Origin of the sequence: Pantoea rwandensis (assembly GCF_002095475.1) — a bacterium.
Classification (GTDB): domain Bacteria; phylum Pseudomonadota; class Gammaproteobacteria; order Enterobacterales; family Enterobacteriaceae; genus Pantoea; species Pantoea rwandensis.
This window is the reverse complement of the sequence record NZ_MLFR01000009.1, coordinates 57,770-70,609: the sequence shown is the minus strand read 5'-3', so window position 1 is coordinate 70,609 and position 12,840 is coordinate 57,770. Positions and strand designations below refer to the sequence as shown.

Genomic DNA, 12,840 nt, shown 5'->3' with positions numbered 1-12,840 from the left:
GAACAAAAATACAAAAACAAACAGGGCGGGATTGCGCCCGCCCTGTCTTATATTGCCACCACGAGAAGATTAACCCTCTTCGTTGTGCAACTCCAAGCCTTCAACATCATTCTGACGCTGAATCGCTTTGGCATCGTCATTACGCAGAGACTGCAAATATTCAAGATACTCTTGATCGACATCTTTGGTCACATAGATGCCGTTGAATACGGAGCACTCAAACTGGGCAATGTCCGGATTCTCTTCACGCACCGCTTCGATCAGATCGTCGAGGTCTTGGAAAATCAGTGCATCTGCTTTGATCAGCTGACGAATTTCTTCAACTTCACGACCATGCGCAATCAGTTCGGTCGCGCTCGGCATGTCGATGCCATACACGTTCGGGAAACGAATTTCAGGCGCCGCAGAGGCTAAATACACGCGCTTCGCACCCGCTTCGCGCGCCATCTCGATGATCTGCTCGGAAGTTGTGCCACGCACAATCGAGTCATCGATCAACAGCACGTTCTTACCCCGGAACTCAGCACGGTTTGCATTCAGCTTGCGACGGATCGCGCTGCGACGCATATGTTGGCCTGGCATAATAAAGGTGCGGCCCACATAGCGGTTTTTCACAAACCCCTGACGATAGGGTTTGTTAAGAATGCGAGCGATTTCCAGCGCAGAATCGGTGGAGGTTTCCGGAATCGGAATGACCACGTCGATGTCCAAATCTTCCCACTCACGGGCAATTTTTTCGCCCAGCTTGGTGCCCATGCGCACACGTGCGCTGTAGACAGAAACCTTATCAAGGAAAGAATCCGGACGTGCGAAGTAAACGTATTCGAACAAGCACGGGTTGGTTTTTGGATTTTCCGCGCACTGGCGCGTTGAGAGCTGGCCCTGCTCGGTGATGTACACCGCTTCGCCTGGTGCGACATCGCGAATGAATTCAAAGCCTAAGGTATCCAGTGCCACGCTTTCAGAAGCCACCATGTACTCGGTGCGGCCATCTTCAATCACGCGCTTACCCAACACCAGTGGGCGAATACCGTTAGGATCGCGGAACGCCACCATACCGTGTCCGATAATCATCGAAACCACTGCGTAAGCACCGCGCACCTGTTGGTGCACTGCCGCCACCGCAGCAAAAATGTTGTCAGCTTCCAGCGGGTCATGCTGGAAACGGTCAAGTTCCTGCGCAAAGATGTTCAGCAGGATTTCAGAATCAGAGGTGGTGTTAACGTGACGGCGGCCAACTTCGAACAGATGCTTACGCAGCTCGTGCGCATTGGTCAGGTTGCCGTTGTGCGCCAGCGTAATGCCATAAGGGGAGTTAACATAGAATGGCTGCGCTTCAGAAGCGCTGGAGCTGCCCGCTGTTGGATAGCGAACATGACCAATCCCGATATTTCCCTGTAAACGCTGCATGTGGCGTGCTTCGAACACATCGCTCACCAAGCCGTTTGCTTTACGCAGGCGGAAGCAGTTAAGCGCATCGATGGTACAAATGCCGGCGGCATCTTGCCCGCGGTGCTGCAGCACCGTTAACGCGTCATAGATCGACTGGTTTACTGGCATAAAACCGGTGATACCAACAATACCGCACATGTTGTCATTTCCTCATTAGCCGCACTCCCGATGGTGTCACCGGGGTATAAAACTGGACGTGCTTTTCAGGTAATCGAAAAACCACCTGATGATGTAACTGAACTGGGGAATAAGTTGAGACTGTTGCCAGTCCGGGCTTTTCGAAAAGCCGGTGAATGTATCGAGGAAGAAGAGCATAGCGGAAACAATCAGCACGCCACGCAACGCCCCGAAACAGACCCCCAACACCCTGTCGGTTCCCGACAAGCCGGTTTTTTCTACCAGCGAGCCGATCACATAGTTCACGATGGCACCCACAATCAAGGTGGCAACGAACAACACCGCAATCGCGATGCCATTACGAACCAGTTCGTCGTCAAAACCTGTAAACCAGACTGCAAGGTAGGTGTAGTAATGACTGGCGACAAAAAACGCGCATCCCCAGGTAACAAGAGATAAGGCTTCCCGGACAAACCCTCGAATCAGGCTGACCAGAGCCGAAAAACCAACTACCGCAATAATGACGTAATCAATCCAGATCATGAACGCTTCCAACCCAGTGCCAAGCACCCCTGCATCCAGTTCGGGGCGCATTCTAACAGAAAAAGAAAACGTTTGCGTAGGGTTTCCGGTTCTGCATCCATAAAAAGGGCGATGAAAAAACTTTCCTCGCCCTGAGTATCACCAGCAACTTAACATGATGATATAAAACCATTTTTTCATAACAATTTGATGAACAGCTTGTGCTGTGCCGCGCCTTTTTCTGCCATCGGCGCGGCTTATCAACTTGTTAACGTGTACCGTAAGGTTTTATCACCCCGCCGAGGCCAGAAATGCTTTGCAGCTCGCTGAGTGAACTTTGCAGCTTCGCTTTTGACGCATCCGGTCCGACATAAATACGGGTGATTTGCCCCTGCACCGGCGTCGACGGCACGGTAAAGGCGCGATAGCCTGAAAGACGCAACTGGGCCACAATTTCATTGACCTTAGCAGCATTTTTGAGCGCCCCTAGTTGCACCACATAAGCCTGCCCCGTAGGTGCTGATTCAGGTTCACTCTGCTTCGGCGCTTCTGCGGCTTTAGGCTGCTCAACCTCTCTCTCTTTCGGCTGTTCCACCGGCTTCGGTTTAGGTTGCTCTACTGGTTTCGGCTTCGGCTGCTCCACCGGTTTCGGTTTGGGCTGCTCGACAGGCTTCGGCTTCGGTTGCTCAACCGGTTTCACCTGCTGATGTACTGGCGGCGGTGTCACCAACGTTGGTTCGTTGTTCTGAGCAGGTTGCGCGCTGCCACTGCTAGCACTGCCCGTCCCTTTACCATTGTCTTGATTCTGCGCAGCATTGGCCCCTTCAGGCGGTTGCGCGGGCAAAGGCTGCGTGACCGGTGGCACCGTTTCGCTATCCTGCTGATCATCCGGCTTCGGCACCAGCGGGATCGCAGCGAACTCTTCTTTATAGTGCTTCTTCTTGCCGTCCAATAAACCCGGCAATACGATGACGCCAATCGCCACCAGAATGACGGTACCGACTAAGCGATTTTGAAACTTACTTGCCACTGCCGTTCTCCGCTGCCATCGATTCCATAACCTGTGCGACGGTGTGGAAAGAACCGCACACCAGAATCACATCCTCAGGCGCTGCCTGTTGACGCGCTGCCTGCCATGCCGCATCGACATGTGCATAGGCATTGGCGCCATCAAGATGCGCGATTAACTCATCGGCTGTGGCGCCACGTGGGCCATCCAGCGGCGCGCAGTACCAGTAATCCACCTGTGGCGACAATGCCGCCAGGGTACCAGCGATATCTTTGTCATGCAGCATACCCACCACCGCATGGACGCTACCCTTATTGGGCAGCTCAGCCAGTCGTGAAGCCAGATAATTCGCGGCATGAGGATTGTGCGCGACATCCAGAATCACACGCGGACTGTCACTGACCGTTTGGAAGCGGCCAGGCAAAATCGCCAGAGGCAGATGTTCACGAATGATCGCTTCACTAACGTTAAGACCGGAAGCACGCAGTGCAGTCAGTGCAGTCGCCGCATTGGGCTGCGGGACTTGCGGCAACGGGAGGTCGCGTAGCTCGCCATGGGCATCTTGCAACGTCCAACTGCTCTCCTGCTTCTTCCATTGCCAGTCACGATTGATCTGCAACAGTTGTGCGCCCTTCTCTGCCGCGACCTCCGCAATAGTGTGCGGCATATCCGCTTCGCCGACGACCGCAGGCTTGCCCGGGCGGAATACACCGGCTTTTTCACGCCCAATGCTTTCGCGGTCCGGGCCGAGCCAGTCGGTATGATCCAACGCAATGCTGGTGATGACTGCCACATCCGCATCCACAATATTGGTGGCATCAAGACGACCGCCAAGGCCCACTTCAAGGATCACCACATCTAAATTGGCATCGCGGAACAGATTAAGTGCCGAGAGCGTACCAAATTCAAAATAGGTCAGAGAGATGTCACCGCGTCCGGCTTCAATGCTGGCGAAACTTCCGCTATGCATCGCTTCATCCAACTCCGCACCCTGCACGCGAACACGTTCGGTGTAACGAACCAAATGCGGCGAGCTGTAGACACCCACGCGATAGCCTGCGGCCATCAATAGCGTTTCAAGGGTACGACAGGTGGTGCCTTTGCCGTTAGTACCGGCGACGGTAAAGATAAACGGAGCGGGCTTGAGCAGATCGAGGCGTGCAGCGACGCGTTGAATACGATCCAGGCCCAGTTCAATGGGCTGAGAATGCAAGTGCTCAAGATAATGAAGCCACGTGGCCAAAGGCGACGTGGCTTGAGGAAGATGAAGAGTGTCCATGTGTCCCGTTTTCTCATCTTACACATCATCATTCAAGCTGCAGCGGCGTTAGCTGCACTCAATCATCCCAATCACTTATCGGTGTAAGCGCCCTGGGATTCATTCGTTTGCCGCCTTGCTGCAACTCGAATGATGTCGTGTTTACGGTTCATTGGTGAAAAGCGTTTAAAAAACCGCTTTTCGTTGCCTGTCAGGCCTCGTTGCTCTCCGGCTCAGCCGTAGAAGGCTGATCACCATCCTGCAGCGGCGCTGGCAGGTTCATCATTTTCGCCAGCAGACTTGCCAGCTTATAGCGCATTTCCGGACGACGGATGATCATGTCGATCGCGCCTTTTTGAATCAGAAATTCACTGCGCTGGAAGCCTGGTGGCAGTTTTTCACGCACGGTCTGTTCGATAACGCGTGGGCCAGCAAAGCCGATCAGCGCTTTCGGTTCCGCCACGTTCAAATCGCCCAGCATGGCAAAACTGGCAGATACGCCGCCCATGGTTGGGTCAGTCAGCACAGAGATGTACGGCAAGCCGCGCTCTTGCATCTTCGCCAAAGCTGCACTGGTTTTTGCCATCTGCATCAGCGACTGTAGCGCTTCCTGCATACGGGCACCGCCACTGGCAGAGAAACAGATCAGCGGGCAGTTATCTTCCAGTGCCTGCTCAACGCCGCGTACGAAACGCGCGCCAACCACAGAACCCATTGAGCCACCCATAAAGGAGAACTCAAAGGCCACAGCAACCACTGGCATACCATGCAGCGTGCCTTTCATGGCGATCAATGCATCTTTCTCACCGGTATCTTTCTGCGCGGCAACCAGACGATCTTTGTACTTCTTAGAATCGCGGAATTTCAGCAGATCCTTGGGTTCCAACTCGCTGCCTAATTCAACCAGAGAACCTTCATCCAGCATGCTGTGCAGACGCTCACGGGCGTGCATGCGCATGTGGTGGTCGCACTTCGGGCAGACCTCAAGGTTACGCTCCAGTTCGGCGCGGTACAGCACCTGACCGCAGCTATCGCACTTGGTCCAGACCCCTTCCGGGATACTGGCTTTGCGCGTTGGCGTGGTGGTGCTTTTATTCAGTATGCGTTCAATCCAGCTCATTGATGACCTTTCTGTTTAATGCTGACCTGGTCCAGTCTTCTTGTGGCTGCTGAAATCACCTCCAGCAGGCCGTAAATGTCGCTCATTAAACCACAACCCGTTCTCGCTGTGGATAAAAATCTGGTTATGGGTTTACTGTGGCTTTTGCTGACGTGCCTGACGGCGATGACGCCATACTTCAATCACGCCGGGCAGTATTGAGACCACAATAATGCCAACGATCAGCAATTTCAGGTTCTCCTGCACTACCGGTAAGTCGCCAAACAAGTAGCCCGCGTAAGAGAATAGCAACACCCATAACAGCGCACCCGTCACGTTGAAGAGCGCGAAGTGGCGATAAGACATATGTCCCATTCCCGCCACAAAGGGGGCAAAGGTTCGCACGATTGGTACAAAGCGCGCAAGTATAATGGTTTTGCCACCGTGGCGATCGTAAAACGCGTGGGTTTTATCCAGATAGCTGCGGCGGAATATTTTCGAGTTCGGGTTGCTGAACAGTTTCTCACCGAACAACCGACCAATAGTGTAGTTCACCGCATCACCAAGGATAGCGGCAATCACCAGCAGCGTGACCATGAGATGCACGTTGAGATCGTTCCCCGGCAGTGCCGCCAGCGCACCGGCAACAAACAGCAGCGAATCCCCTGGCAGGAAAGGTGTGACAACCAGGCCCGTTTCACAAAACAGGATTAGGAACAGAATGGCGTAAATCCACACGCCGTACTGCGCCACCAGTTCGGCTAAATGCACATCAATATGGAGGATAAAGTCGATCAAAAAGTGGATGAATTCCATAATGTTCCGGCTCCCAAACATCCTTACTCATTTAAATTAATCTGCGAGGAACAAAGGTCCCAGCGCAGGCTGAGGTAACGCAAAGTGAGATGGGTAATCCACCGCCACCAAATACAACCCCTCGGCTTTAGCGGTCGCTGCCGCCAGAGTACGATCTTTTGCCGCCAGCAAATCAGCCATCCAGCTTTCTGGCTTATTGCCACAGCCAATTTCCATCAGGCTGCCGACAATGTTGCGCACCATGTGGTGCACAAAGGCGTTGGCCTTGATATCGACAATCACATAAGGCCCCTGACGCGTCACGTTCAGGTGCATCACATTGCGCCATGGCGTACGTGACTGGCACTGCACCGCGCGGAATGAGGTGAAATCGTTCTCGCCGATCAAACACTGTCCGGCGCGCTGCATTTTTTCGGCATCCAGTGGATGATAAAAATGGGTGATGCCGTTGCCGAGAATCGCCGGTCGAAGCCGCTGATTGAAGATCACATAGCGATAACGACGCGCCGTGGCGCTAAAGCGGGCATGAAATTCATCCGGCACCGCTTTCACCCAACGCACCGCAATATCGTCAGGTAAATTGGCGTTAACACCCAAGGTCCAGGCGCTGTCGGCGCGCTGAGAGGTGGTTTCAAAATGCACCACCTGCCCCGTACCGTGCACGCCGGCATCGGTACGTCCCGCACAGAACACCACCACAGGATGATTTGCCACTTTCGAGAGCGCTTTTTCCAGTTTTTCCTGCACGCTGCGCACTTCATTTTGTCGCTGCCAGCCGTAGTAACGGCTGCCGTCGTACTCAATACCTAACGCCAGCTTAAATGTCGTAGCTTCAGACAACATTAATAGAAGTACTCCTGCACCAATTTCTCGGCGGTTTTCACTGCCATCAGCGCACCGCCAAAGCGGATGTTGTCAGCGACTGACCAGAACTGCAGTAGCTCCGGTACGCCATAATCGTTACGCACGCAGCCGATGCTCAGCATGTCGTTGCCGGAAGCATCCGTCACCTGCGTGGGGAACTCGCCCTCTTCGCTCAGATTGATGTCTTCAGCACGCGCCAGTTCATCACGCGCTTCTTCTGCTGATAGCGGACGCAAATTCTCGATATGGACGATCTGCGCATTGCCGTAGAACACTGGCGCTTGCACGCTGCTGACCGCCAGCGGTAAACCTTCGTCCTGCAACACTTTGCGCACCTGCTCAACCAAGCGTCGTTCACTTTCCACGCTGCCTTGCGCATCAACTATTTGCGGCAACATGTTGAACGCCAGTTGGCGGCCAAAATAGTGCTCATCGGCGGGCACGCCGTTCAGCAAACGCGCACTTTCACCAGCTAAACCGTCAACCGCCGCTTTGCCTTGGTTGGAAACCGACAGCAAGTTGGTCACCTGCAAACGGCTCAAACCAGCGGTATCGACCAGCGGTTTGATGGCACACAGCAGTTGGCTCACCAGGCTATCGGCAACGGTAATAATGTTGCGGTTGCGATAATCCGCCATCACTTGTGGATTAACATCCGGCACCACCAGCGGCACATCCGGCTCCAGCGCGAAAAGGTCGCTGCTGTCGATCACCAAACAGCCTTGGCTGGCGGCTTCTTCGGCGTAGCGTGCAGACGCTTCACGTCCGGCGGCGAAAAACGCCAGCTGCGCTTGCGTCCAGTCAAATTCGGCGGCGTCCTGCACCAGCACTGTGCGACCTTCAAAGCGCTTGTTTTCACCGGCACCGTTTTCACTCGCCAGCAGATACAATTCACCAACCGGGAACTGGCGTTCCGCCAGCAATTCCAGTACAGCGTTCCCTACTGCGCCTGTTGCGCCCAATAACGCAATATTCCAGCCGTCAGACATGTTGGTTTACTCCAGACAATGACATAAAAAAGAGAGGCGGTGATTACACCGCCTGACATTTAAGACTTTTCCCGCGCTAAATCGCAGGGGATTGATTTAACTTTACAAACTGGCGCGAAAACCGAGTTTTTCCAGCATTATAGCCGCCTCGGCATCATCACATTTCACCTGCAAAGATGACCATTCACGACGCTCTTCATACTGCTTGCGCAGGCGGTCAAATTCACCCGGCTGGGCGGCCACTTTACGCAGTGGCGCGTCATCGCGGCGCACATCATACACCAGGTGTACCAGTCGTTTCAGCGTCGGCTGATCGAGCTTGCCGTGCAGCGTGATGGTGCCAAATTCCGGCGCAGGCAGCAGACTTTCCAGCGCGACCTGTTGCGGCTGGCCGATAAACTCACACCAGGCTTCAAAGACCTGCGTGGTGCCGCGCGCTTTGCCTTCCAGCGTATAGCCCGCAATGTGTGCAGTGGCGATATCCACTTTATCCAACAAATCGAGGTTCAGATCCGGCTCTGGCTCCCATACATCCAGCACCACGCTAAGATCGCTGCGCATTCTCAACACTTCTAGCAGCGCGGCGTTATCCACCACCGGGCCTCGGCAGGCATTGATCAGGATAGTATTGGGTTTCAGTGCCATCATTAGCGCCATGTCGGCCAGATGCCAGCTTTTATACGGCCCGTCTTTAAACAGCGGCGTGTGAAACGTCAGAATATCGGCCTGTGCGACCAGCTCATCGAGCGAGCGAAAATCTTCCTGATCGCCACGATCGGCACGCGGCGGATCACACAGCAGGGTTTTCACGCCCCACGCTTCAAGACGCTTTTGCAAACGACCGCCGACATTGCCGACACCGACAATCCCCACGGTACGATCGCGTAACGCGAAGCCATCGCGCTCGGCTAACAGCAGTAATGATGAGAACACATACTCCACCACGGCAATGGCGTTACAACCCGGTGCCGCAGAGAAGGCAATACCGGCCGCCGCCAGCGATGCGTCATCAACATGATCGGTGCCTGCGGTTGCGGTACCAACAAACTTCACCGGCGTACCGGCCAGCAGCGCTGCATTTACCTTGGTAACCGAACGCACCATTAATCCGCTGGCATCCTGTAGCTCGGCTTCCGGTAACGGACGGCCAGGCACCGCCAGCACGTCTCCGGTGCGGCTGAACAGTTCGCGGGCATAAGGCATATTTTCATCGACGAGAATTTTCACTGCGGCGGTCCTGTCATCTGAAGATTTTGAGGCGCGTATTCTGACATAAAGCCGGGGATTAACCTAACCGACTGCGATAGCGATCCGGCGTGGTGCCCGCCTGCTGTTGAAACATCACAATCAGGGCCGATGCCGAGCTGTAGCCGAGTTCATACGCAATAGACTGCACGCTACAGCCCTGCTCCAGCAGCGCAATTGTGCGCAGAAAACGTAGGCGCTGCCGCCATTCGCTGAAGGACATTTGTAACAACTGCTGGCAACGTCGCGCTAGCGTACGCTCAGTGGTAAACACGCGCTTCGCCCATTGTGCCAGCGTGGTGTTGTCGCCAGGGTTCTCTTCCAACGCTCGCAAGATCGGCGCGAGAAATTTGTCATCCGACATCGGCAAATAGCTGGTATGTACCGGCGCCAGGCGCAAACGATCAATCAACACCTCACACAAACGCCAGTCAGATTCACTGATGGGTTGTTCCACAGTACGGCGTGCAAAATCATTCATGATGGCATGCACAATCGCATCAACGTGCAGTAAACACGCTTTCTTCGGCATGCCGACACAGAGATCTGCGGCGATATTTAGCGTGCGAAATCGTGCGTGGCCGTGGTTGTAGCTGCCGTGACGATGCGAGGCGGGGATCCAAACAGGCATATCAGAAGGCGCTAACAGGCGCTCACCTTCGACTTCCATTTCAAGTACGTGGCTGGTGACAAAAATCACCTGTCCCCAATCGTGGGCATGCGACAGATATTCGGTTTTCGCGTTGGCTTCGTCGTAACGCATAAAGAAGCGCAGCAGCGGCGCATCAATGGGTGCCTGATACTCGACTTGTAGATTCATTCTGTCCGGTGGCTAACGAATATTGTCCGATTTTAACTATCTGGTTTAAACCGGTCAAACGTAAACTGTTCGCAATTAACTTCAGGAGCCGTACGATGTATTTACTGTTTCCGCTCATCGCAGTGATGATCTGGTCGATCAACACTATCGTCAGCAAACTCTCTGCTGGGAGCATCGATCCTGCCGCCATTTCCTTTTATCGCTGGTTGCTGGCGTTAGTGATGCTGGCGCCGTTCTGCTTGCCCGGCGTGTGGCGGCATCGGCATACCATCCGCGCGAATTTATGGCGATTGCTGATCCTGGGTCTGCTGGGCATGGTGCTGTATCAAAGTCTTGCTTACTATGCGGCGCACAGCGTGTCGGCGGTAATGATGGGCATTCTCGGCGCGACGATTCCGCTGCTGACCATTCTACTCAGCCTGTTCGTACTGCGATTGGCACCCACTCGCGGAATTTTGATTGGTGGCCTGCTGTCGTTTGCCGGTTTGGTGTGGCTGGTCAGTGAAGGCAACCCGGCTCAGTTGCTGAATCAGCGTTTGGGCAATGGAGAATTGATGATGCTGGCAGCGTCCACGTCTTACGCACTCTACGGCGTACTTACTAAACGCTGGGCGATTCCCCTGCCAACGTGGCAGAGCCTGTACGTGCAAATTTTCTTCGGTGTTCTGCTGCTACTGCCCGGTTTCCTGCGTGCGCCGGATGTCTCACTTAATATGCATAATATCCCGCTGGTGCTGTTTGCTGGACTGTTTGCTTCGATTGTCGCGCCTTTTTTGTGGATCCTTGGCGTGCAGCGACTTGGGGCCAGCACCACCAGTATTTTTATGAATTTCGTACCGGCGTTTACTGCCATTATCGCGGTGATGTTCCTGCATGAGCAGTTGCATGCTTATCACTGGATTGGTGGCGGGATGACCTTAGTCGGTGTAATTCTGGCGCAACGTATGAAAACCCCGCTGCGTAAACCGCGTGAGACCAACGTTCCCGATCCTGCGGCCTGATTTTATTGCCCTGAAAGCCCCCAGCCCCCGTGGATTTCCTGGGGGCTTTTGCTATCATATGTCCTCGTTTTTCCGGCGCACCCGGATCTGACCTCGTTTCTCAAGGATTCCGCCATGCAACCTCTTAGCGGTCCCGGTGTGCCCGCGGGCGATCGTTCAACGCTCACTAACGCGACTGGCCCTACTCGTCCCGGCGGACCGGCAGGTGAACAGCCGTTATCCCCTGCGCAGCGCACCACGCTCGAACGCTTGATTGTACGCATCATGTCACTCAGCACACTGAAAGCCCCTGAACTCTGGGCCGGGGTTCGCCATGAAGTGGGTGTTAAGAATGATGCGGAGCTGCAATCACGACATTTCCCTGTCGCCGAACAGCATTTGAATGGTCGATTGACGCAGGTACAAAATAGCCTTGCGACGCGCCAGTTATTACAGCAACTGTTAGAAAAATTGCCGCAGGGCAACAATCGCCAAGCCGTGAGCGACTTTATCCGTCAGCAATTTAACCAAACCGTATTGAGCGCGCTGTCGCAAGATCAGTTACGCCAGGTGCTGACGATGCTGCAAAATGGACAGATGGCGATCCCCCAGCCGCAACAGACGCGCGTTTCCGACCGCACATTGCTCCCTGCCGAGCAGCAGTCGCTCAATCAACAAGTGACACGCCTTGCTGCAATGACAGGGGAATCGCCGGTTAAACTGCTGACCGATACGCTGAAACTGGTCAATTTGAAAAGTGGCGATCCGATTCCTTCACGCCACTTCCCACTGCTGACGCAATATCTTCAGGTACGCCAGACGTTGGCCCAACACAGTGCGCCAACGTTGCAAATGCTGGAAAGTTCCCTGAAACAGCCGCTGACACACAACGAACAGCGACTGCTGGAGGATTACAGCCAGCAACGTTTCCAGGCTACACCGCAAACGGTACTGACCCCTGCGCAAACGCAAGATCTGCTTAATCTGCTGTTCAGTCGTCGCGTCGAGAAAAATCATGAGCAACCGCATGCTGCCAGCGAATTGCGCCCGCAGCCCATCTGGTCGCCATGGGTTGAGATTTTGCCGCGCCCGCTGGCGCAGCGTCCTGCCTTAACGCTAATCCTCGGTTTGGCGGCGTTCTTCTTCTTATTGTGGCTGTTTCTGTAGCTTAACAACCACAATGAGCACCGGAGGTGGCTTGTGGCCATTCTCCCGGTGCCTCGCCCCACGTCAGCGGATGACCATCTCGCTTCCAGAAATCCAACCCGCCAATCAGCTCTTTCACCTGGAAACCCAGCGAGGCCAGCTTCAATGCCGCTTTGGTTGAGCCGTTGCAGCCAATACCATCGCAATAGGTGATGTACACTTTGCCGCGATCCAACGGTGCAGTGGACTCAGCATTCATGGTGCGATGAGGGAATGAGATCGCGCCGGTGATGTGCCCCGCTTGGTACACCTCGCTGGCACGTGCGTCGATCACCACAATCGCATTCATACCCTGTGCCAGATCTTCAGCCAAGTCCCAGGCATCGGTGTAATAACTGAGTTTGTGCTGCAAATAGGCCAGGCTCTCTTGTGGGCTGGCTGCGGGGAAACGTAACACTGATGACATGGCATTCTCCTGTTGTGATTGGGACTCAGTTTACGGCAAAGTGGTCTTTAACCTGAT

13 protein-coding genes are annotated in these 12,840 nt (G+C 54.4%); 2 read left to right on the top strand and 11 right to left on the bottom strand.

The genetic code is table 11. From position 1 onward, the window contains the following. Positions 1-69: 69 nt before the first annotated feature. The 10 genes from purF to HA51_RS11125 all read right to left on the bottom strand — a co-directional run bounded on the left by purF (position 70) and on the right by HA51_RS11125 (position 10,191). Entirely contained in the window at positions 70-1,590 is a 1,521-nt protein-coding gene (gene purF / locus HA51_RS11170; RefSeq protein ID WP_084934585.1) for an amidophosphoribosyltransferase, read from the bottom strand. A 36-nt stretch (positions 1,591-1,626) separates the two neighbouring features. Next, positions 1,627-2,112, bottom strand: coding sequence for a colicin V production protein (cvpA, locus tag HA51_RS11165; protein WP_034825265.1), 486 nt, complete (start codon positions 2,110-2,112; stop codon positions 1,627-1,629). A gap of 247 nt (positions 2,113-2,359) precedes the next feature. Continuing rightward, positions 2,360-3,121, bottom strand: coding sequence for a cell division protein DedD (gene dedD, locus HA51_RS11160; protein WP_084934584.1), 762 nt, complete (start codon positions 3,119-3,121; stop codon positions 2,360-2,362). Next, positions 3,111-4,379 (bottom strand): bifunctional tetrahydrofolate synthase/dihydrofolate synthase, encoded by a 1,269-nt coding sequence (gene folC / locus HA51_RS11155; protein ID WP_084934583.1) that lies wholly within the window; start codon positions 4,377-4,379, stop codon positions 3,111-3,113. Before folC ends, dedD begins: the two co-directional genes overlap by 11 nt. 190 nt (positions 4,380-4,569) lie before the next feature. After that, positions 4,570-5,478, bottom strand: a complete 909-nt coding sequence (accD, locus tag HA51_RS11150) for an acetyl-CoA carboxylase, carboxyltransferase subunit beta (RefSeq protein WP_084934582.1) — start codon at positions 5,476-5,478, stop codon at positions 4,570-4,572. A 132-nt stretch (positions 5,479-5,610) separates the two neighbouring features. Next, the gene (locus HA51_RS11145) at positions 5,611-6,273 is read right to left on the bottom strand and encodes a DedA family protein (protein ID WP_034825120.1); all 663 of its coding nucleotides are present in this window, start codon (positions 6,271-6,273) and stop codon (positions 5,611-5,613) included. Between the two features lie 36 nt (positions 6,274-6,309). Further along, complete coding sequence (gene truA, locus HA51_RS11140) at positions 6,310-7,116, bottom strand: tRNA pseudouridine(38-40) synthase TruA (protein WP_139810668.1); 807 nt, start codon at positions 7,114-7,116, stop codon at positions 6,310-6,312. Continuing rightward, a complete protein-coding gene (locus HA51_RS11135; RefSeq protein WP_084934581.1) occupies positions 7,116-8,126 on the bottom strand; it encodes an aspartate-semialdehyde dehydrogenase in 1,011 nt (336 codons plus the stop codon). Before HA51_RS11135 ends, truA begins: the two co-directional genes overlap by 1 nt. A gap of 102 nt (positions 8,127-8,228) precedes the next feature. Beyond that, positions 8,229-9,353: a 4-phosphoerythronate dehydrogenase PdxB gene (gene pdxB, locus HA51_RS11130; protein WP_084934580.1), complete on the bottom strand. Its 1,125-nt coding sequence runs from the start codon at positions 9,351-9,353 to the stop codon at positions 8,229-8,231. Positions 9,354-9,411: 58 nt separating this feature from the next. Then, positions 9,412-10,191, bottom strand: a complete 780-nt coding sequence (locus HA51_RS11125; protein WP_084934579.1) for an AraC family transcriptional regulator — start codon at positions 10,189-10,191, stop codon at positions 9,412-9,414. A gap of 95 nt (positions 10,192-10,286) precedes the next feature. Between HA51_RS11125 and HA51_RS11120 the strand changes: the two genes are divergently transcribed. Both HA51_RS11120 and flk read left to right on the top strand, forming a co-directional pair. Then, entirely contained in the window at positions 10,287-11,192 is a 906-nt protein-coding gene (locus HA51_RS11120) for a DMT family transporter (RefSeq protein ID WP_084934578.1), read from the top strand. Positions 11,193-11,306: 114 nt separating this feature from the next. Then, positions 11,307-12,338, top strand: coding sequence for a flagella biosynthesis regulator Flk (flk, locus tag HA51_RS11115; protein WP_084934577.1), 1,032 nt, complete (start codon positions 11,307-11,309; stop codon positions 12,336-12,338). Between the two features lies 1 nt (position 12,339). Here the strand turns inward: flk and HA51_RS11110 are convergent, their stop codons facing one another. Continuing rightward, positions 12,340-12,783, bottom strand: a complete 444-nt coding sequence (locus HA51_RS11110; RefSeq protein WP_084934576.1) for a rhodanese-like domain-containing protein — start codon at positions 12,781-12,783, stop codon at positions 12,340-12,342. Positions 12,784-12,840 lie beyond the last annotated feature (57 nt).